This window comes from Dyadobacter sp. BE31 (genome assembly GCF_031457695.1).
In the GTDB taxonomy this organism is placed as follows: Bacteria; Bacteroidota; Bacteroidia; order Cytophagales; family Spirosomataceae; genus Dyadobacter.
In genome coordinates this window covers 277,450-297,640 of record NZ_JAVDXA010000003.1, presented here as the reverse complement: position 1 = coordinate 297,640, position 20,191 = coordinate 277,450, and the positions used below count along the sequence as shown (strand labels likewise).

Annotated in this window: 18 protein-coding genes; 10 read left to right on the top strand and 8 right to left on the bottom strand. The window is 48.9% G+C overall.

Annotated features, from left to right (window positions below):
* Nucleotides 1-12 precede the first annotated feature (12 nt).
* Nucleotides 13-1,440: an AAA family ATPase gene (locus tag J2Y43_RS16960; protein WP_309984794.1), complete on the top strand. Its 1,428-nt coding sequence runs from the start codon at nt 13-15 to the stop codon at nt 1,438-1,440.
* Between the two features lie 6 nt (nt 1,441-1,446).
* On the opposite strand, the gene J2Y43_RS16955 is transcribed toward J2Y43_RS16960, so the two are convergent.
* Entirely contained in the window at nt 1,447-2,400 is a 954-nt protein-coding gene (locus J2Y43_RS16955; RefSeq protein WP_309984792.1) for an L-threonylcarbamoyladenylate synthase, read from the bottom strand.
* 170 nt (nt 2,401-2,570) lie between these two features.
* On the opposite strand from J2Y43_RS16955, the gene J2Y43_RS16950 reads away from it, so the two are divergent.
* The 4 genes from J2Y43_RS16950 to J2Y43_RS16935 all read left to right on the top strand — a co-directional run bounded on the left by J2Y43_RS16950 (nt 2,571) and on the right by J2Y43_RS16935 (nt 7,402).
* A complete protein-coding gene (locus tag J2Y43_RS16950; RefSeq protein ID WP_309984790.1) occupies nt 2,571-4,310 on the top strand; it encodes a GMC family oxidoreductase in 1,740 nt (579 codons plus the stop codon).
* A gap of 29 nt (nt 4,311-4,339) precedes the next feature.
* The gene (locus tag J2Y43_RS16945) at nt 4,340-4,975 is read left to right on the top strand and encodes a gluconate 2-dehydrogenase subunit 3 family protein (RefSeq protein ID WP_309984788.1); all 636 of its coding nucleotides are present in this window, start codon (nt 4,340-4,342) and stop codon (nt 4,973-4,975) included.
* 190 nt (nt 4,976-5,165) lie between these two features.
* Nucleotides 5,166-6,608 carry a T9SS type A sorting domain-containing protein gene (locus tag J2Y43_RS16940; RefSeq protein WP_309984786.1) on the top strand — a complete coding sequence of 481 codons (1,443 nt, stop codon included), beginning with the start codon at nt 5,166-5,168 and terminating at the stop codon, nt 6,606-6,608.
* A gap of 62 nt (nt 6,609-6,670) precedes the next feature.
* Nucleotides 6,671-7,402, top strand: a complete 732-nt coding sequence (locus tag J2Y43_RS16935; protein ID WP_309984783.1) for a methyltransferase domain-containing protein — start codon at nt 6,671-6,673, stop codon at nt 7,400-7,402.
* Nucleotides 7,403-7,483: 81 nt separating this feature from the next.
* Here the strand turns inward: J2Y43_RS16935 and J2Y43_RS16930 are convergent, their stop codons facing one another.
* The 5 genes from J2Y43_RS16930 to folP all read right to left on the bottom strand — a co-directional run bounded on the left by J2Y43_RS16930 (nt 7,484) and on the right by folP (nt 12,738).
* Nucleotides 7,484-9,097 (bottom strand): ABC-F family ATP-binding cassette domain-containing protein, encoded by a 1,614-nt coding sequence (locus J2Y43_RS16930; RefSeq protein WP_106595128.1) that lies wholly within the window; start codon nt 9,095-9,097, stop codon nt 7,484-7,486.
* 138 nt (nt 9,098-9,235) lie between these two features.
* The gene (locus J2Y43_RS16925) at nt 9,236-10,510 is read right to left on the bottom strand and encodes a WD40 repeat domain-containing protein (protein WP_309984781.1); all 1,275 of its coding nucleotides are present in this window, start codon (nt 10,508-10,510) and stop codon (nt 9,236-9,238) included.
* A gap of 168 nt (nt 10,511-10,678) precedes the next feature.
* On the bottom strand, nt 10,679-10,942 hold the full coding sequence (rpsT, locus tag J2Y43_RS16920) for a 30S ribosomal protein S20 (RefSeq protein ID WP_019944067.1): 264 nt from the start codon (nt 10,940-10,942) through the stop codon (nt 10,679-10,681).
* A gap of 103 nt (nt 10,943-11,045) precedes the next feature.
* A complete protein-coding gene (gene cdaA / locus J2Y43_RS16915) occupies nt 11,046-11,849 on the bottom strand; it encodes a diadenylate cyclase CdaA (protein WP_223404235.1) in 804 nt (267 codons plus the stop codon).
* A 37-nt stretch (nt 11,850-11,886) separates the two neighbouring features.
* Nucleotides 11,887-12,738 carry a dihydropteroate synthase gene (gene folP, locus J2Y43_RS16910; RefSeq protein WP_309984776.1) on the bottom strand — a complete coding sequence of 284 codons (852 nt, stop codon included), beginning with the start codon at nt 12,736-12,738 and terminating at the stop codon, nt 11,887-11,889.
* A gap of 27 nt (nt 12,739-12,765) precedes the next feature.
* Between folP and J2Y43_RS16905 the strand changes: the two genes are divergently transcribed.
* Genes J2Y43_RS16905 through J2Y43_RS16895 form a run of 3 tightly spaced genes read left to right on the top strand, consistent with a single transcriptional unit; the run spans nt 12,766 to nt 15,019 of the window.
* Entirely contained in the window at nt 12,766-13,368 is a 603-nt protein-coding gene (locus J2Y43_RS16905; protein ID WP_409014438.1) for a DUF1599 domain-containing protein, read from the top strand.
* A gap of 33 nt (nt 13,369-13,401) precedes the next feature.
* Entirely contained in the window at nt 13,402-14,493 is a 1,092-nt protein-coding gene (locus J2Y43_RS16900; RefSeq protein ID WP_309984774.1) for a BT_3928 family protein, read from the top strand.
* A gap of 22 nt (nt 14,494-14,515) precedes the next feature.
* Entirely contained in the window at nt 14,516-15,019 is a 504-nt protein-coding gene (locus tag J2Y43_RS16895) for a shikimate kinase (RefSeq protein WP_309984772.1), read from the top strand.
* Between the two features lie 56 nt (nt 15,020-15,075).
* On the opposite strand, the gene J2Y43_RS16890 is transcribed toward J2Y43_RS16895, so the two are convergent.
* Entirely contained in the window at nt 15,076-16,635 is a 1,560-nt protein-coding gene (locus J2Y43_RS16890; RefSeq protein WP_309984770.1) for a hypothetical protein, read from the bottom strand.
* A gap of 103 nt (nt 16,636-16,738) precedes the next feature.
* The gene (locus J2Y43_RS16885; RefSeq protein ID WP_309984768.1) at nt 16,739-18,007 is read right to left on the bottom strand and encodes a hypothetical protein; all 1,269 of its coding nucleotides are present in this window, start codon (nt 18,005-18,007) and stop codon (nt 16,739-16,741) included.
* 190 nt (nt 18,008-18,197) lie between these two features.
* On the opposite strand from J2Y43_RS16885, the gene proS reads away from it, so the two are divergent.
* Together proS and J2Y43_RS16875 are read left to right on the top strand one after the other, a co-directional pair.
* Nucleotides 18,198-19,673 carry a proline--tRNA ligase gene (gene proS / locus J2Y43_RS16880; protein WP_309984766.1) on the top strand — a complete coding sequence of 492 codons (1,476 nt, stop codon included), beginning with the start codon at nt 18,198-18,200 and terminating at the stop codon, nt 19,671-19,673.
* Between the two features lie 69 nt (nt 19,674-19,742).
* Nucleotides 19,743-20,171, top strand: coding sequence for a peptidylprolyl isomerase (locus J2Y43_RS16875; protein WP_309984764.1), 429 nt, complete (start codon nt 19,743-19,745; stop codon nt 20,169-20,171).
* Nucleotides 20,172-20,191 lie beyond the last annotated feature (20 nt).

Genomic DNA, 20,191 nt, shown 5'->3' with positions numbered 1-20,191 from the left:
TAGATTCGTTCCATGGACACCGACAAACTTTTGCCTTCCCAATTACTGCGCAGACAATTCCCTTTCAGGCCCACTGACGGTCAGCTTCGTTTCTTCGAGAAGACCAATGATTTTCTGATTGAAGAGAAGGGCCTTGAACGTTACAGGGACTGTTTTTTGCTCAAAGGTTACGCGGGAACCGGTAAAACGACGATCATCAGCACGCTCATTAAGGTGTTGAAACACTTCGGCTATAAGTCGGTGCTGCTGGCACCCACAGGCCGGGCGGCAAAGGTGATGTCGGGCTACTCCGAAAAGATCGCGCTTACGATCCACAAGAAGATCTACAAGCAGACAGCCGATGCGTTTTCAGGCACATTAACTTTCCAGCGCCAGAAAAATTACCACGACAACACCCTGTTCATCGTCGACGAGGCTTCGATGATCACCGACGACGCGGATTTCGGAAGCCGCAGCCTGCTGGCCGACCTGGTGGAATTTGTATTTGAAAACCCTGGCAACAAGCTGATGCTCGTCGGCGACACTGCCCAGCTACCTCCCGTCGGAAAAGAACTGAGCCCCGCACTGGACGGTGATTACCTGGAAAGGACATTCTATATGTCTGTTTTCCAAGAAGAATTAAAGGAGGTCATGCGCCAGGACGAGCAGTCCGGCATTCTTTTCAATGCTACCCAGTTGCGCAACCAACTCGGTGCCGAGGCGGCCGATATTCATATTACTACCCGTTCCTACCGCGATGTTTTCAAAATGACGGGCGAGAAATTGGAGGAGGGACTGCGATATGCTTACGATAAATATGGTACTGAGAACTCGATTATTCTGACCCGATCCAACAAAGCGGCCGTTCAGTACAATGAATACATTCGCAGGGTCATTAACTTTTCGGAAGACGAGCTCGATGCCGGTGACCGGCTGATGGTCGTAAGAAACAATTACAATATCCTCGATGAAGACTCCCCCGCCGGCTTCATCGCCAACGGCGATTTTGTGGAGCTTCTGAAAATCCGCAAAACCCAGGAAATGCACGGCTTCCGGTTCGCCGACGTGACATTAAGGCTGACTGACTACGAAAAGCAACCCGAGTTCGACGCGAAGATTTTCCTGGATACGCTACATTCACCGTCGGCATCGATGTCCGCGGAAGACAATAAGAAGCTCTACGAGAGCGTCCAGCAGGACTATTTTTATATCAAATCCAAAAAAGACCGCGTCGAAGCATTGCGAAAAGATCCGTATCTGAATGCATTGCAGGTAAAGTTCGCCTACGCGCTCACATGTCACAAGGCGCAGGGCGGCCAGTGGAGCGCGGTTTTTATCGATCAGGGATATTTACCCGAGGAGCAAATCAACGCCGAGTTCGTCAGGTGGCTTTATACGGCCATTACCCGCGCCACCGACGAGGTTTTCCTGATGAATTTCCACCAGCAATTTTTCAAATAACCGCTATCAGGCAGGCACCGAAGCGCGTTGCAGGCGGTCGTTGATGGCCAGGCCCAGCCCACTGGAAGGCACCAATTCCGCTTTGATTTCCGAAACGGGCAATGCATCCAGCTCCCGCAGGTATGCGAAAAGGTTATGCGCAGCTTCTTTCAAATCACGATTCGGGCTGAGCAAACGCTGGTATTTCCTGTCGGCTCCTTCGAGGTATTTATCAAACATCAGGTATCCCGTTTCCGCGTCACCAGGCACGATCTCATCCCTTCTGTACAAATGCAGCGGCTTTCGGGGGGCATAATGGCTTTTGAGCATGCCCGGCGCCTTAGGATCGGAGGTGGAATGCGGCATCAGCGCGACCGGCCCGATCAGCGACTCGATTTCATTGATATCGAGCCCGCCCAGCCGGTACACGATCGTTTCATCGTTCTCGAAACCCAAAATCGTGGATTCAATCCCAACTTCACATTCGCCGCCGTCGAGAATATAAGGAATGCGGTCACCGAGTTGCTGCGCTACATGCTCGGGTTTGGTCGGGCTGATGTAGCCAAAGGGGTTGGCGCTTGGCGCTGCAAGCGGGAAGCTGAGCTGGCTCAGCAGTTCGAGTGTAAGCGGATGATTGGGAATCCGTACCGCCACTGTATCGAGCCCCGAAGTCACCAGATCGGGTACAATATCCTTTTTAGGTAAGAGCAAAGTCAGCGGCCCGGGCCAGAAGCGGCTAGCCAGCACACGCGCCTTTTCGGGGATGTCCGACACGTAAATAGCCGCTTTCTCGATGGAATCAGTATGGATAATGAGTGGGTCGAACGCGGGCCGGTTCTTTGCTTCGAAAATAGAAAGTACCGCTTTTTCGTTCAATGCATTGCCCGCCAGCCCGTAAACGGTTTCGGTAGGAATGGCTACTAATTCGCCTTTTATCAGAAATTCTTTTGCGACGCGAAGGTCGCTGCCGGTAACTGCCAAAATATAATTCTGTTTTTAGAATACAAAAATACGGCGGCGCGGAAGAAATCCGAATATCCGCATTTAGATTGTTTTTAAATAACTCTGGAATGTCGGAAACTTGGCGCTGCGTTACCTGATACGTGTTTATATTTATTGGTTAAATAGTACTATCTAAACAACCCTTTACTATGTTTCAAATCAAAGAACAACCTACCGTTTTCGACGTCGCGATCATCGGCTCGGGTGCGGGAGGCGGAATGGCAGCTTATCAACTTGCCAAAGCGGGTGCCAAGGTGGCTCTTTTGGAAGCAGGTGGGTATTTCGACCCTGCCGATCCAAAATACATTACTCAGCTGAAATGGCCTTACGAATCGCCACGTCGTGGCGCAAGTACCCACCGCCCTTTCGGTGATTTCGATGCAGCCTGGGGTGGATGGGAAATCGAGGGAGAACCCTATACACACAAAAACGGAACGCAATTTGACTGGTTCAGGTCCCGTATGCTCGGAGGCCGTACCAACCACTGGGGACGTATTTCCCTTCGTTTCGGCCCGAAAGACTTCAAACGTAAGAGCATCGACGGCCTTGGCGACGACTGGCCGATCAGCTACGACGATGTAAAACCTTATTATGATCAGGTAGACAAGCTGATCGGCGTTTTCGGGACCGTAGAGGGCCTTGATAACGAACCGGACGGCATTTTCCTTCCTCCGCCGAAGCCACGCCTGCACGAGCTTTTCCTCAAACAGGCAGGTAAAAAGGCGAACATTCCTGTGATCCCGTCACGTCTTTCGATCCTTACCAAGCCTATCAATGACCAGCGCGGCGTTTGTTTCTATTGCAGCCAGTGCTCACGCGCGTGCCAGGCCTATGCGGATTTCTCATCATCGTCGGTATTGTGTATTCCTGCGATTAAAACCGGTAACGTAACCTTGATCAACAATGCGATGTGCCGCGAGGTGTTGACCGACCCTTCAACAGGACTGGCAACCGGCGTTTCGTACATTGACCGTGAGAAACTCACCGAGCATACCATCAAAGCGAAAGTGGTGGTACTCGCCGCTTCGGCCGCAGAATCTTCACGCTTGTTGCTGAACTCGAAATCGGCCCGTCACCAGAATGGTCTGGCGAATTCCAGCGGCGTGGTAGGTCGTTACCTCCACGACTCAACGGGTGCTTCACGCGGCGCATTCCTACCCCACCTGATGGACCGCAAGCGTTACAACGAGGACGGTGTAGGCGGTATGCACGTGTACACTCCTTGGTGGCTCGACAACAAAAAACTCGACTTCCCGCGTGGTTACCACATCGAGTACGGCGGCGGGATGGGAATGCCGAGCTACGGGTTCGGTTCAGGTATCGAAAACCTGAATGGTAAGTATCCGACCAAAGCGGGTGTGATGAAAGAGGCGGGAGGTTACGGTGCGTCACTGAAAGAGGATTACCGCCGTTTCTATGGTGCAAACATCGGTATGGCAGGACGCGGTGAAGCGGTGCCCGATTATAACAACTACTGCGAAATCGACCCGAATGTGGTGGATAAATTCGGTATTCCGGTACTGCGTTTCCATTACAAATGGTCCGATTACGAAATCAAACAGGCGAAACACATGCATGATACTTTCGAAGAGATCATCCATGCACTGGGAGGTGTAGCGAACGGTACCAAGCCGGGCGCGGATACCAACTACGGGCTGGCGGCTCCAGGACGGATCATCCACGAAGTAGGAACCGTGCGTATGGGTGACGATCCGAAAACGTCGGCGTTGAACAAGTTCTCACAGGCTCACGACGCTAAAAACGTATTTGTAGTCGACGGTGGTTCGTTCGTGTCGCAGGCTGATAAAAACCCGACCTGGACGATTCTCGCGCTCTCGATGCGTGCTTCGGAGTACATTATCAATCAGGTTAAACAGAAAAATATCTAACATTTGAACCCTGTTCAAATCATAAGCATATGAAACGCAGAGATTCATTAAAGTCATTAACCCTGAGCTCGTTGGGGTTAGCCGCATTGAGCCCCCAGGTGGCCCTTGCCGAACAGCGGGACCTCGAAACGCAAACCCCGCCGGAAACCCCGCTTAAAATTCCGGGAGGAAGAACAAAGGAGGAGGCCATTCGCGATGCCAAAATTGCGAAAGAGAAATTTCTGACAATGGCCGAACTAGCGACGATCAAAGTTTTGGTGGACATTATCATTCCGGCCGACGCCACTTCGGCCAGCGCGTCCCAGGCAGGTGTGGTGGAGTTTATCGACTTCATCGTGAAAGACATGCCGCAACATCAGACGCCATTGCGCGGAGGTTTGAGATGGCTCGAAAGAGAGTCGATCAGCCGTTTCGGCAAAGGATTTACATTAGCCACCAAGGCGCAGCAGATCCAGATCATCGACGATATCGCCTATCCTCAAAAAGCGAAGCCAATCCACAGCCAGGGTGTTGCATTCTTCAATATGATGCGCAACCTGACAGCTTCCGGCTTTTACACTTCCAAAATCGGTATCGCTGATCTTGGCTACAAAGGCAACACGCCGAATGTCTGGGAAGGTGTTCCCGAAGATGTGTTGAAGCAATATGGTTTGAGCTACGATTAAGCACTTTGTTTTCATACCAAACAAAACAGCCCCGTTTCTATTGAAGCGGGGCTGTTTTGTTATAAGCCCGATTTATCTCAGCAGGCAAATTAGTGGCCTTTCTAATATTATTTTAGGCGCTGGTCGCAAGATGGTATCTTAAAGTTACTAGTTTAGCAATCAATTAACTTACACATCGCCGACCCACTAAATGAAAAAACTTTATCTGCTAATTTCAATTTGCTTTTTTTCTCAATACGCCAATGCTCAATCCTGCGACGTCTCCGATTTCACAAGCCAGCAACAGCTTGATAATTTCAAGATTCAAAATCCCGGGTGCAAGACAATTTTAGGAAGTGTGACGATTACTGGCGCCGACATTACAAATTTGAACGGACTCTCTAATATAACCCGTGTTATTGGCGATGTGACGATAGTTAACAATCCAACACTTCCAAACATGAATGGGTTGGGCGCGTTGACGGACATAAATGGTCGTCTTACGATCAATAACAACTCCCTCCTTTCAAATGTTGACGGACTCGGTGCCCTCACCAACATTTACGATGGGATTGATATAGATGGGAATCAATCGCTTACAGATCTCTCGGGCTTACAATCCCTTTCATATGTAGGGAGTTATCTCAGGGTCGTTTATAATCCGGTCCTAACAAGTGTTGAAGTATTTAATAAAATCACTTCCGTCACCTATTTCTTATCAGTGGGTGCTAATCCAAAGTTGGAAAGTTTATCAGGTCTTCGTAACATCACCACCGCCAGCTCAATTTCGATAGCCTTGAATGACAAGTTACCGAACCTCGACGGTCTGAACTCACTGACAAATACAACAGGCTATCTCTACATTGGCTACAATCCGCTGCTGACTAATTTGCAGGGCCTCAGCAGACTAAAAAGCATCGGTGACTATTTAAACATCACCAATAACAATGCCCTTACATCGCTAACCGGCCTGGACAGCCTCGAACGGGCGGGGCAAGTCCAGATTCAGAACAACACGAACCTATCCGAATGCGCAATCCGCCCCATTTGCTTAATCCTGAAAGCAAATTCAACACCTTTCAACGTGACTTCAAATGCACCGGGCTGTAATTCCTTAGGTGAATTAGCAACCGAATGCGCTACATTACCCGTCGAGCTGGTTAGTTTTTCAGGTGAAAGTAAAATAGAGGGGAATGTACTCAAATGGGTAACAGCCTCTGAAATCAACAACAAAGGCTTTGAGATAGAAAAGAGTTCAAATAGCAAGTTGTTCCAAAAAATTGGCTTTGTGGAGGGTAATACGGATAGCTGGCAAGCATTAAACTATTCATTTACCGACCCGGCTCCGCATTCATTAACTTACTACCGCCTCAAACAGATTGACTGGGATGGAACTTCCACCTATTCTAAAATAATCGTTGTACAGAGCAAGGAGCAGGTTGTCGCGGTATATCCGAACCCCTCTCGCGGCCATCTGACTATCCGTGCTCAAAATCAGAACCAGCCGTATAGCATTAAAAACGGGCAAGGCGTTACGGTCATGGCATCTTCCGTGCTTCCGGAAAAGGAGATATCAACTGAATCATTACAGGACGGAATCTACTTTCTCACTGTCGGCTCCGAAGTATTTAAGATTTTAGTAGCTAATGACTAGAAAACTTCTGGATTCGATTCATTTATTTTGCACACTTTAAAACAAAATCCGCATTCGGCCACATGCAATTATCCGATAATATAAAGGATTCATATTCAAACCAATATGATGAAAATTCCGTAAAATGGCGTAACACAGGGGCTCGTTACAAAGCGCTTAACATCGTGGAGCTCTCCAAATCGATCCGGTTCAAAAATGTGCTGGAAGTAGGCGCTGGTGAGGGAAGCATTCTAAGCTGGCTATCCCAATGGAATTTTTGCGACGATCTGAATTGCATTGAAATTTCCGAAAGCGGCATTGAGCTGATCAAATCCAAGAATATCAAGAACCTCAAAAGTATTCTCCTCTTTGACGGATACAAAATTCCCTATCCTGACAATCATTTTGACCTGGTCATCTGCTCCCACGTATTGGAGCATGTGGAGCACGAGCGGATACTGTTGAGAGAAATTAAGCGGGTATCGAAGCACCAGATTTTTGAGGTACCGATAGACTTCTCCTTTTACGTGGACAGGAAATTGGACCACTTTCTCTCTTACGGCCACATTAACATTTACACGCCGTCACTGTTCAGGTTTTTATTGAAGTCCGAAAACTTTGAAGTGATCAGGGATATCAACTACCTGTATGACGATGAAGTGTTGCAGCTCATGTTTAAAAAGAAAAACTCCGCCTACTACATCACAAAAATCAAGTTTGCGATCCTCAGCATGGTACCTTATCTGCGGGGTATCAAGCCGAGTTCCTACGCGGTTTTGACCCAAAAAACGGAGAAGCAGCTCTCAATCTTTTAGGTTCACCACATACCCTATGTAAAAAGAGAGCCCCGTTTCAAAACCGAAACGGGGCTCTCTTTTTAATGATTTAACCGAAAATCAATACAGTTTCTGACGCTGCTGCTTCACTGTCTCGTCGGTCAGGAACTCGTCGTACGTCATCAACTTGTCGAGGATTCCTTTTGGTCCGATCTCGATAATGCGGTTCGCTACGGTTTCCACGAACTGGTGGTCGTGGGAATAGAACAACAAGCATCCTGTGAAATCGATCAGGCCGTTGTTTAGTGCGGTGATCGATTCGAGGTCGAGGTGGTTGGTAGGGTCATCGAGCACGAGTGCATTGGCGCCCGAGAGCATCGTGCGTGAGAGCATACAGCGTACTTTTTCACCTCCCGAAAGCACTTTCGCCTTTTTCAACGACTCTTCACCGGAGAAAAGCATACGGCCCAGGAAACCGCGGATAAAGCTTTCGTCCTTCTCATCGGAATATTGGCGCAGCCAGTCAACCAGGTTCAAATCCACATCGAAGAACTGTCCCGGGTCTTTCGGGAAATAAGATTTCGTAATGGTAACGCCCCAGGTGAAATCACCTTTATCGGCCTTATCCACTTCACTTACAATATCAAACAATGCGCTGATCGCCAGCACATTCCGGCTCACGAATGCGATTTTATCACCTTTATTGACGGTGAAGCTAATGTTGTCGAACAGCTTGGTACCATCCTCGGCAGTTTTAGAAAGGCCCTCTACGCGCAAAATCTGGTCACCCACCTCACGCTCGGATTTGAATGCGATGTAGGGATACTTCCGGGAAGATGGCTTAATATCATCAACAGTCAGTTTTTCGAGCAATTTGGCGCGGGAAGTAGCTTGTTTTGATTTCGAAGCATTCGCGCTAAAACGGCGGATGAAATCTTCCAATTCCTTGCGCTTGTCTTCCGCCTTCTTGTTGGCATCCTGGCGCTGCTTCAATGCCAGCTGGCTGGACTGGTACCAGAATGAATAGTTACCGGAGAACAACTGAACTTTGCTGAAATCGATGTCCACCACATGCGTACAAACTTCATCGAGGAAGTGACGGTCGTGAGAAACCACGATCACCGTATTTTTGAAATCTGCGAGGAAGTTTTCGAGCCACAATACCGTTTCAACGTCAAGGTTGTTGGTAGGCTCATCGAGCAGGAGCACATCAGGATTACCGAAAAGCGCTTGTGCGAGCAGGACGCGTACTTTATCGTTCGCATTCAAATCGCCCATTAGTGAATGGTGCAGCTCTTCGCCTAAACCGAGACCGCTCAAAAGCTGCGCGGCTTCGGTTTCAGCTTCCCAACCGTTCAAATCCGCAAATTCTGCTTCCAGGTCGGCGGCTTTCTCACCGTCTTCGTCTGTAAAATCCTCTTTCGCGTAAATGGCTTCACGCTCCTTCATTACTTTATAAAGACGCTCGTGGCCGAGGATTACCGTGTCCATCACAGTGTACGCATCGAACTCGAACTGGTCCTGTTTCAGGAACGTCATGCGCTCGCCCGGGTTCATGCTTACATTACCCGTTTGCGGCTCAATTTCGCCTGAAAGAATCTTCAAAAAAGTGGATTTCCCGGCTCCGTTAGCGCCGATCACGCCATAGCAGTTACCAGGGACAAACTTTATATTTACTTCGTCGAACAATACCCTTTTACCGTATCGCAGCGATACGTTCTGAACCGTAATCATCTGTAAATTGATTATTTATGAATGAGACCGCAAAATTACGAAAATCAGGCCGATTTAGCATCCTTGGGCAAACTAAATGCAAACAAAACAGGCCGGTAACAAACCGGCCTGCCTATTAAAATTTGAGATTTCGCACAATCAGGGGATCACACGCAAGGTGTGCGCACCCTTGGCCACGCTGACTTTCGCCCCCTGCTTTTTCAACGCCGGGGTATCGCCCTTGGTCACCGACCAAAATTCCACACCGCCATTGCCGCTGCCGTATTCGAGGTATTCAAACACGGAAACCGCCAGATTCGAGCCGTCTTTATCGAAGGCTACGCTCTGAGGATAGATGCCGTCGAATGGATAGTCCGTAACTTTGGTCAGTGCGCCGGTGTTGGCTACCTTATATAATGATAGCGACGCGCCTGAGCCCGCCCCTGCTTCTGCCCACGGCGAGCCGCTCTTGCCTGCGTTGGCCGTCACGAGCAACGTACCATCAGGGCTCAACGCGAACGAGCCGGTATTCAAACCAACCGGCGCCTGGCCTGCCACTTTGTGCTCAACCGCACCGTCCATCGAGAAGTCGACCACAAATACCTCGCCTTCGCCAGCACCTTTGCCCTGCGGGCCTTTGGCGTCGAGAACGAGGTAATGTTTGCCATCAGCCGTAAATCTACCGAAAGTAGGATCTACGCCCACTTTCACAGGCTTTCCTACCATTTCCACATTTTTGAGCTTTCCGGCCTCGCGGATCACTTTGTACAAACCTACTTCATTGGAATTATCAAGGCTGAACGCGATGAAATCGCCGGACGGGTGCCACGAAATGTCTACAATGCGGTTAGTGCTGTCCAATGCGGATGGCAGGTTCAAAAAACGCGCCGGCTTGCCGTCCGGGCCGGCCTCAATGAACACGAGTTCCTTGCCGGTATCGTTAGTCGCAAGAATCAGCTCGTTCTTGTTGACGTCGATCGAAGTCGGCTTTTTACCAACAGGAAAGCCAAACTTGGCTTTCGGCGCCGCCAGATTGCTGATATCAACTACAAACAGCTTCTCTCCGACCGGAAATTCCTTTGAAATGTCTTTGTATTCCCCTACACCATCCTCCGGTCTGATCCGGTTTTCCAGTACAAATGCAAGCGTCCCGGTCGGCGACACGGCCAGCGTTTTGGAGTATCCCAGCGCTGAATTCGACACCAGCGCACTTCCCAGGCCTTTACTACCCCGTTCTATTGGGAATTTGATGGTAGTAAGCTGGTCTTTTGATGTGTTGTCTCTTAATAGCTTACCATCAACCAATGCGGAAGCTGCCAGATCGGCATCGGACACTACAACCAGACCACGGGCATTGAAGGTGATGGGTGATTGGGCTATCGCAGGGATGCTTCCCAACGCAGCCAAACCAGCAAATAATGCAACTTTCTTCATGGAAAAGAATTTAAGTTTTAGGTGGTTTGAACAATTTGAGCTTACACCAAAAGAACCTTGCAGGAGTGTTTATACCCGTGCAAGGTTCTTTTCAGAATGCGCAATATACAATAAAAAGAAAAACCCCGGCAAGCATTTGCCGGGGTTTCGGGTCACAGGAAGTAAAAATTACGCTGCAACAGCAAGTCCGTTGACGAATTTCGCCAGTTTAGACTTCTGATTGGAAGCTTTCTTCTTGTGGATGATATTTTTCTTTGCCAAACGATCCAACATTGAAGATACAGTTTTGTAAACTTCAACAGCTACTGCCTTATCAGTCGTCTCACGCAATTTCTTGATGTATGAACGGGTAGTCTTGTGCTGGTAACGATTACGCAAACGCTTAGTTTCGTTGGCGCGGATTCTTTTTAAAGCTGATTTATGATTTGCCATTGGTAATGAATATTTTTCTATTTCTCATTTCGGTCTGCAAAAATAGAAATTGCTTCCCAAAACGCCAAATTTCCTTCCAAAATATATTTTAATTAAAATAAACCTACTTCGGCATGCGCTGCACGTCCGAGGCCAGGTACTCTTCGATCCGCGATTCCAGCTCGTTGTAGGGGATATTGCTGTGCAGCTCGCCTTCAACGGCTAACGATATTTTACCGGTCTGTTCCGAAATCACGATCACGATCGCGTCCGTAGCCTCGCTCATACCCATGGCCGCCCGGTGGCGGAAGCCCAATGATGAAGGCACATCCACGCCGTCCGCAACGGGCAACACACATCGTGCCGCTTTTAGCACGCCGTCCACGATGATTACCGCGCCATCATGCAGCTCGCTGTATTGATTGAAAAGCGACACCAGCAACGGCTTGGAAACGCGCGCATCCAGCATTTCACCGGTTTCCACATATTTACCCAGATCATCGCGCTTGTTGAGCACGATCAATGCTCCCGTAAAGTTTGCGGCGATGGTTTTACTCGCGTCGATCACCTCTTTCAGGTTTTTCACCTTAAAGTCGCGCATCGAATTGCCGATAATCTTTTTGAGGAAACCATTGTTGGTATAAATCGTCGATTTGCCGATAATGAGCAGAAAACGCCGGATCTCCTGCTGGAAAATCACGATCAACGCCACAGCACCGACACCCATGAAGTATTGCAGGATAGCTGTAAGCAACCCCAAACCAAGCCCTTTGACCACCAGATAGAAGACGTAAACGAACAAATACCCGAGAAAAACCCTGCTTGCAATACTTCCCCGAACTAGGGTATATACCTGATAAAGAAGAATGGACACTAAAAAAACATCCAGGATATCAGCCCAATTGATGTTCAGAAAACCCACACGCATACGAAAGGTGATATTTTACAGCGACTAAATTACTATTTTAATTCGGATAGTTACCTGCGGCCATCCACAGTTTTACCGCTTCCACGGCAGGTTTCACATCGTGCACACGCAGGATCGACGCTCCGCGCTCCAATGCCAGCGTGTTGAGCACCGTTGTACCATTTAACGCTTCTTCGGGCGAAATATGCAAGGTTTTGTAGATTGTCGTCTTGCGCGAAATGCCCACCAGCACCGGGTACCCTAGCAACTGGAACTGTTTCAGCTCGCGCATCAGCTCAAAATTCTGCGCGATGGTCTTCGCAAATCCGAACCCCGGATCGATGATCAGGTCGGCGACTCCCTTGCTTTGCAACACGGCGACTTTCTGCCTTAAATCTGTGAGAATATCCGGCACGAGGCGTTCGTAGTCGGTCAGACTGTTCATCGTTTGCGGTGTCCCGCGCATGTGCATTAATATGTACGGCACGCGCAGTCGGGCGACGGTCTCGAACATGGCGTCGTCGAGCGTTCCGCCGGCGACATCATTTATAATATGTGCGCCTTTGCGAATGCCCCTTTCGGCTACTTCGGCCCGAAAGGTATCGACAGAAATGATCAGGTTGGGGAAAAATTTAGCTAATGGCTCCACGGCGGATTCGATGCGGTCGCCCTCCTCCTCTGCGCTCACCTCCCGTGCGCCCGGACGTGTGGAGTAACCGCCGATATCGATCATACCAGCGCCTTCCGACAGCATCTGACCGGCCTTTTCGACGATCTCTTCCGTCGCAGCGACCCGGCTTCCTGAGTAAAAAGAGTCGGGCGTGATATTGATAATCCCCATTACCGCGGGCGTAGACAGATCGAGCAGCGTGCCCCGGATATTGAGCGTTTTTTTACTAACTTGCAACATAAATTCTTTTCAAAAACAGGCAAAGGAATGAATATCAAAGCATTCTCTTCCTACCGTCTGAAAGTCTCTAACTCATTTGAAACAGTGAAATCCACAGAATCGGAATATCAGGAAATCATTCAGTATTGCCAAGATCTTTTTACAAAAAAAAACAAGGACTACGGAACATCCTGGCGTATCCTTCGGCTCCCTTCGATTACCGATCAGATCTTCATCAAGGCCCAGCGCATCCGCACCATCCAGGACAAGGGTGTACAGAAAGTCAATGAGGACGTGTCGTCCGAATTCATCGGAATCATCAATTATTGCGTGATGGCGCTGATCCAGATCGCCGCCACAGAGCAAAGTCAGAACATCGACGATTCAGCATTAACAATTCTTTACAATTCTCAGGTGAACGAAGTGAAGGAATTGTTGTTTAATAAAAACCATGACTATGGCGAGGCGTGGCGCGACATGCGTGTAAGCTCCATGACAGACATCATTCTCATGAAACTGCTAAGGATCAAGCAAATCGAAGACAATCAAGGCCTTACACTCGTTTCCGAAGGCGTAAAAGCCGGATACCAGGATATTATCAACTATTCGGTGTTCTGTCTGATTAAATCGAATGCCTTACAGACCAACTAACAAAGACACACCCAAACCGCCGTCCAGTTTGCAATGAAAATCTTTGCCCAGATCTCACGAGTCGTAGTAGGATTATTGTTCATTTTCTCCGGAATCATCAAGCTGAACGACCCGATCGGGACACAGTACAAGCTGGAAGAATATTTCGAGGTCTTCGCGACCGATCTTCCTGCATTGCATGATTTCTTTATGGCTCTGGTGCCGCTGGCGCTGTATTTTTCGGTTTTTCTGTGCACAGCGGAGGTTGTTCTGGGCATCGCATTACTGGTTGCTTACAAGCCGAAAACCATATCCTGGCTGCTGCTGGCGATCATCGTTTTCTTTACATTCCTGACATTCTATTCGGCCTATTTCAACAAAGTGACCGATTGCGGCTGCTTCGGCGCGGCGATTAAGCTCACGCCGTGGACCTCGTTTGGTAAGGATATATTCCTACTGGTGCTAATCCTGGTGATCGTATATTACCGAAAGAAGTTCAAATCCTACCCTACCGGTATTGTTGTTGTTATTTCGACACTGGTTTCTCTCGGTGTGGCCATTTACTCACTTCGCCATTTACCGATCATTGATCTGTTGCCTTATCGTGTAGGCGCGAGCATTCCCGCGCAAATGAAGCCTTCCGAGCCCCTGCGATATCAGTATATATTTGAAAAGGACGGCAAAACACTGGAATATGAGCAATATCCGAGTGATACTACGCTGAAATTCAAAGAAATGGTGGTGCTGAATGAGGACGCGAAACCGAAAATCACGGATTACAAGGTCTGGAATGATGCGGGTGATTTCACGGAAGGAACTTTCCAGGGCAAAAAGCTATTCCTGATCATTAAAAGCCTTACAGACATTAATACCGCCGCATTGCCGGATATCAATAAGCTGATCAATGCTGTGAAAAACAAAGGCGTGGAGCCGGTCATCCTCACTTCCGGAAACAGCGCCGATATCGAGAACTTCCTCTCGCAGCACCAGCTCACTGCGCCGTACTATTATGTAGACGCGACAGTTTTGAAAACCATTTCGCGCTCCAACCCCGGCCTGTGGCTTTTGAAAGACGGCATTGTGAAAGGCAAATGGCATTACAACGACACTCCGACTGCCGAAGAAGTGTTGAGCCTTGTCAAATAATGTGACTGACACCCAATATTAAATGAAGAATGTAATACTCGTCGGGATGATGTCTTCCGGCAAAACTACGCTCGGCAAAAAACTTGCGCGTGCATTGAATTACCAGTTCGTAGACCTTGACAAGCTGATCGAGAAAGACCAGGGCATGGAGATTTCCGCCATTTTTTCGCAGCAAGGGGAAACCTATTTCCGGGAAGTCGAAAGCCGGATTTTGAAGGAAACCTCCACACAAAAAGGTATTGTACTCGCCTCAGGCGGCGGCACGCCCTGTTTTTTCGACAATATGGAGGTGATTAAAAAAATGGGCGTCAGCATTTTCCTGGATGTCCCGGCCGAAGACCTTGCAAGAAGGATCGAAAACCACGGCAAAGACGACCGCCCTATTCTCTCCGGCGCCACCTCGCTGGTCGACACGCTGCAAAACCGCATTACCGACAGGCTGCCCTATTACACACAAGCAGATTTTACACTAAGGGGCGAAATAGACGTCAGTCACTTACTGGAAGTGCTTACGCCTTTGTTATAACTGAAAAAACCTGCGCTAAGCAGGTTTTTTCAGTTATAACCGAGCCAAAAACAGTATCAGAAAAATACTCCGCCTGTCAACATCACATTAACCGGCCTGTTGGTGATCTCTACTGATGCATAGTTGTTCGGGTTGTTCAGATAATAAGGTGTATAAGCAGATTTGTAAGTGGTAAATGTTCCGGTCAAATCCACAAAAAAGCGATCGGTGCGCACGCCGACACCCGCCGAAAACAATAGCTTGCTTCGATCGATGCCGTCCGTCCGGTCAAGATAAGGATCTGCAATGTAAGCGCCACCTATGCGCGCACGGAAAATATTAGCCCTAACCTCCCCGCCCAATCGGAAATTGACGGTATTACGGAACGTGTCTTTGATTTCCGCCTTCGTATCATTCTTGAAGGTGCGGTTACCGTCGGCATCCAGAAAGCTCGTCGTTGCCCGCATGCCGCTATAACCCACATATTCAATTGTAGCGGTCAGGAACCCCTTGTTTTGAAAAAACACCGTACCTCCCAAATTACCACGCATCGGACCAATTAGTGTGTATTCAAAATCATTTGCTGCAATGGGAAGTGAGCTGTATGGTGGTGTAATTAGGTTTCCATTGCCATCTTTCACCTTCCCGCCCACGAAGCCCGCAGCTACGCTTTGGCTGTAAGTTTCCTTAATCGCGCTGATGGTCGGGCTGATCAGCGTTCCACCGATCTGGAACATCGGATTGAACTTGTAAATAGCACCCAGCGAGGCATTGAACCCGTTACCACGAACTGTAAAATCCTCAAACTGATCAATGTAGGTCAGTGAAGGACTGTTGATATAGTCATCGCTAAACCGTGAAGAATAGTCATATTTAATCCTGCTGAACCCGATATTTCCCCCTAGGTAAAATTTATCGTCCAGGTTGCCCGCGTAAGCGAATGTCCATTGCGATGTGGCTCCTTTGGAAGTAAAGTCACCCGACTGATCCACCACGCTTTGCCCGTCGATCGCAGCAAACGGAGGTCCGGAAGCAGTTGTAGGGTTGATCAGGTACATCTGGTAGTAGGCTACCGGAATCGAATTGGCGATCGGATTGCCCGCGGCGTCGTTTTTCAGACCGTCTTCCAGTTCCTTGATAGTGTAGGGAGGGTTCGCGTTGTTGACCGTCTCCAATACATTATCAATATAGGCGCTGTTGTTGTTGCGGCCGCCATACAGGTAACCGTTCTGGAATGATTGCTGGCGGGAAAAAGAAACCCCGAATGACGACCGCTTCCATTTCCGCTGAAATCCCGGCTGGCTCGCAAACACGACCGAAGCCTGCGGAATATTAAACAGACTACTGCTTTGCTTGTCTTCGTTGCCGAGGTAGTTAGCTTTCGTGCCGGCAATCGTCACGGCCGGACTCAACGTAAATTCCGAACGATTATAGAATCCCAAGCCTGCCGGGTTTCCGTAAATAGAGCTGGCGTCAGCGCCAATGGCAGCATGGTTTCCGCCCAGCGCCTGAAAGCGTGCGGATCCGTTCTGGTTGATTTCTGAATAGCGAAGTGCGTCGGTAGCGTATTGTGCGAATGTCGCTGATGAAGTGAGCAGCGAAAAGAGGAGCGCAATTCCTGAGGATGTTTTCGACATGGCGGTTGATACTTATTTCAATACAATTTAAACGAAAACCCTGCAAAATTATGACATCTTGCAGGGTTTGACATGACTATCTCTTTTTCAGGATAGTTGTAAATTATCTTGGACCTCTCGAAGAGCGGCTTGAACTTCCGCCGCCACCGCCGCCACCGCTGGATGGGGCGCTGTAACTTCTTGAAGGGGCGCTATACGACGGCTGGCTATAAGTCCTGGTCGGTGCGCTGTATGATTCGCTTCTCTGGTTCGAATAGCTTCTGCTAGGCGTTCCGTAGTCTTGAGTTCTCGTTGGCGTACTGTATGTTGGTGCGCTGTAAGACGAGGAAGAAGAACCTCTCGAAGAACGCGGAGACGAATAGTAGCTTGCGCCATTGTTGTTTCCACTTTCGGAAGAGTAGTTGCTCGAATTGGCCGAACGCGGACGTGAGTAATACACGTTACCGCCGCCGGCATCCACCACACGTGAACCGTAGGAGGATTCACCGCTGGTTCTTCCGCCATTTGCCACTGCATTACCGCGGCCAGATCTTGGTGATGAATATGTATCGCCCGAGATCACCCGGCCACCATCGCGACTTCCTCTTGTAGCAGTTTCAGAACGGTTACGTGAGGAGTTTACAAAGTTAGAGTTGTAACGCTCGCTGCTGCGGTTCCTGCTTGCATCCACTACGCGCGGGCCGTAAGTTCTGGTATAACCTCTGTCCGAATTGTTGATCACGATCACCGGACGGCTGTAAGCCCATGGTGAATAGCCGTAACCACCGTAGAAGCCATCGTAGTAGCCTCCACCCCAGCCGTACATGCTATTATAACCCCATGGACTATACCCCCACGGGCTGTAAAACGGATCATAACCATAGCTCAGCATGCTTCCGTAGCCCCATGGCGAATAACCCCATGGAGAATATCCCATCATCGATCCGAAGCCGAACCCGAAAGAAGGACGCATTCTGAAACCGCCGTAACCGAAGTTGAGCGACAGGCCTGCATAGCTGCCAGGCCAGTACGAGCCTAAACCACCGTAATAAGGGCTATTAAAATTCGCTGCATTGTAGCCGTCGACAAAGCCGGCATTATAGCCTACATCTGTCGAAACCTGACGTTTTACGGCTCTGGATGAAAGATAATTTTCGTCGTAATAGTCTGCTGTGCCGTTTTCGGAATTGTTACCTGTGTAGGTATAGTCCGGATTGCCCGAACGGGATACTTCCTGATCACCTCCCCGGTCTGCCAATGCGAGGCCTCCGCCGGAGTTTCCCCCGTAGAGATCGTCATAGCCACCACCCGAGCGTGATGCATACTGATTTGAAGTACATCCCCAAGCTCCCAACAGCACCAGCAAAGACAAATATTTTGCTTTATTGAACATACTCATGGCTTTTAAGGATTAAAAGTTTGTTGCTAATATAGGTATAAAAACGCATTCTCCCTATGAAGTAAACGTCCGTAACTATACATTAATTCCAAAGTTAACATAAAAAACTATCTTTGCAACTCCCTTGAAAAACAGGCCTGGATTAACGTAATACTCCATTTCAATTCCAAAATAATACAAAGTAATGAGTAAAGCCTTGCCAACACGAAGTGAAAACTACTCCGAATGGTACAATGAATTAGTGAAACGCGCCGACCTGGCCGAAAACTCACCGGTAAGAGGTTGTATGGTGATCAAACCGTACGGATACTCTATCTGGGAAAAAATGCAGCGAGCGCTGGATGACATGTTCAAAGAAACAGGCCATACCAATGCCTATTTCCCGCTTTTCATCCCGAAATCGTACCTGAGCAAGGAGGCTTCACACGTGGAAGGATTTGCGAAGGAATGCGCCGTTGTGACACATTACCGCCTCAAAAACGACCCAAACGGCAAGGGCGTGGTCGTTGACCCGGAGGCGAAACTGGAAGAAGAACTGATCGTGCGCCCGACTTCGGAAACGGTCATCTGGAGCACTTATAAGAACTGGATCCAGTCCTACCGTGATCTTCCGCTGCTCATCAACCAATGGGCAAACGTAGTGCGTTGGGAAATGCGTACGCGCCTGTTCCTTCGTACAGCTGAGTTCCTCTGGCAGGAAGGCCACACGGCGCACGCAACAGCGCAGGAAGCGGTAGCCGAAACCAAACAAATGCTGGAAGTATACGCGCAGTTTGCCGAGGAATGGATGGCAGTACCCGTTATCAAAGGGGTGAAAACAGCTAACGAACGTTTCGCGGGTGCGGAAGATACCTATTGTATCGAAGCGATGATGCAGGACGGAAAAGCATTGCAAGCCGGTACTTCCCACTTCCTGGGCCAGAACTTCGCGAATGCATTCGACGTAAAATTCCAGGATAAGGAAGGCAAGCTGGATTACGTTTGGGGAACGTCATGGGGCGTAAGTACGCGCCTGATGGGTGCGCTCATCATGGCGCATTCCGACGACGCCGGCCTTGTATTACCTCCCAAACTGGCACCTATCCAGGTGGTGATCGTTCCTATTTATCGTAATGACGAGCAGCTTGCGCAGATTTCTGAAAAGGTAGCGGAAATCACCAAGGATTTGAAAAAGCTGGGTATCAGTGTCAAATACGACAGCAGCGATAATGCGAAGCCAGGTTTCAAATTTGCTGAATATGAATTGAAAGGCGTTCCCGTGCGGTTGGCGATGGGCGGCCGCGACCTCGAAAACGGTACAGTAGAAGTAGCCCGCCGCGATACAAAAACCAAGGAAACGGTTTCGGTGGAAGGGATTGCAGCTTATGTGCAAAATCTGCTCGACGACATTCAGGAGTCTATCTACAAGAAAGCACTTACATTCCGCGAAGAGAATACCCATAAAGTAGATTCTTTCGAAGAATTCAACAATATCCTCGATACCAAAGGCGGGTTTATCCTCGCTCACTGGGACGGCACTTCCGAGACCGAAGAGAAGATCAAGGAAGAAACGAAAGCGACCATCCGCTGTATTCCTCTCAACCAGGAAGCGGAAGAGGGCGTTTGCATTTACTCGGGTAAGCCGTCGAAAGGGCGTGTGGTATTTGCCCGGGCATACTAATTTTCATTCTCATCCATTCGTGAAGAAAATATTCACGAATGCTTTTTCAAACCATCTAAATATAGAATTATGAGTCAGGCAAAGGCTGGTGACAAAGTGCAGGTACATTACAAAGGTACCCTGCCGGACGGACAACTTTTTGATTCCTCCGAAGGACGTGAGCCTTTGAGCTTCACATTGGGAAGCGGACAGGTGATCAAAGGATTTGACGATGGTGTGACGGGCATGGAAATCGGCGCAAAAAAGACCATCCATATCCCGAACGCAGAAGCATATGGCCCGGTAAATGATGAAATGATCATCCAATTCGACCGCGCGCAGATCCCGGCTGATATTCCTCTGGAAATCGGCGGTACACTGAATATGCATCAGGACGGCGGCCAGGTTATCCCGGTTGTTGTAAGAGAAGTAACTGAAACTTACGTGGTACTGGATGCTAACCACCCGTTGGCAGGTCAGGATCTTATTTTTGAACTGGAATTGGTAGGTATCAACTAATCAACCCATTCGTCCGAACG

Bases quoted from the DNA above. Each gene is read 5' to 3' on its own strand.
- J2Y43_RS16885 (WP_309984768.1), bottom strand. From the start codon at position 18,007: ATGTTCAATAAAGCAAAATATTTGTCTTTGCTGGTGCTGTTGGGAGCT.
- rpsT (WP_019944067.1), bottom strand. From the start codon at position 10,942: ATGGCAAATCATAAATCAGCTTTAAAAAGAATCCGCGCCAACGAAACT.
- J2Y43_RS16890 (WP_309984770.1), bottom strand. From the start codon at position 16,635: ATGTCGAAAACATCCTCAGGAATTGCGCTCCTCTTTTCGCTGCTCACT.
- J2Y43_RS16935 (WP_309984783.1), top strand. From the start codon at position 6,671: ATGCAATTATCCGATAATATAAAGGATTCATATTCAAACCAATATGAT.
- J2Y43_RS16930 (WP_106595128.1), bottom strand. From the start codon at position 9,097: ATGATTACGGTTCAGAACGTATCGCTGCGATACGGTAAAAGGGTATTG.
- J2Y43_RS16940 (WP_309984786.1), top strand. From the start codon at position 5,166: ATGAAAAAACTTTATCTGCTAATTTCAATTTGCTTTTTTTCTCAATAC.
- folP (WP_309984776.1), bottom strand. From the start codon at position 12,738: ATGTTGCAAGTTAGTAAAAAAACGCTCAATATCCGGGGCACGCTGCTC.
- J2Y43_RS16875 (WP_309984764.1), top strand. From the start codon at position 19,743: ATGAGTCAGGCAAAGGCTGGTGACAAAGTGCAGGTACATTACAAAGGT.
- J2Y43_RS16950 (WP_309984790.1), top strand. From the start codon at position 2,571: ATGTTTCAAATCAAAGAACAACCTACCGTTTTCGACGTCGCGATCATC.
- cdaA (WP_223404235.1), bottom strand. From the start codon at position 11,849: ATGCGTGTGGGTTTTCTGAACATCAATTGGGCTGATATCCTGGATGTT.
- J2Y43_RS16905 (WP_409014438.1), top strand. From the start codon at position 12,766: ATGAATATCAAAGCATTCTCTTCCTACCGTCTGAAAGTCTCTAACTCA.
- J2Y43_RS16895 (WP_309984772.1), top strand. From the start codon at position 14,516: ATGAAGAATGTAATACTCGTCGGGATGATGTCTTCCGGCAAAACTACG.
- J2Y43_RS16945 (WP_309984788.1), top strand. From the start codon at position 4,340: ATGAAACGCAGAGATTCATTAAAGTCATTAACCCTGAGCTCGTTGGGG.
- proS (WP_309984766.1), top strand. From the start codon at position 18,198: ATGAGTAAAGCCTTGCCAACACGAAGTGAAAACTACTCCGAATGGTAC.
- J2Y43_RS16900 (WP_309984774.1), top strand. From the start codon at position 13,402: ATGAAAATCTTTGCCCAGATCTCACGAGTCGTAGTAGGATTATTGTTC.
- J2Y43_RS16925 (WP_309984781.1), bottom strand. From the start codon at position 10,510: ATGAAGAAAGTTGCATTATTTGCTGGTTTGGCTGCGTTGGGAAGCATC.
- J2Y43_RS16960 (WP_309984794.1), top strand. From the start codon at position 13: ATGGACACCGACAAACTTTTGCCTTCCCAATTACTGCGCAGACAATTC.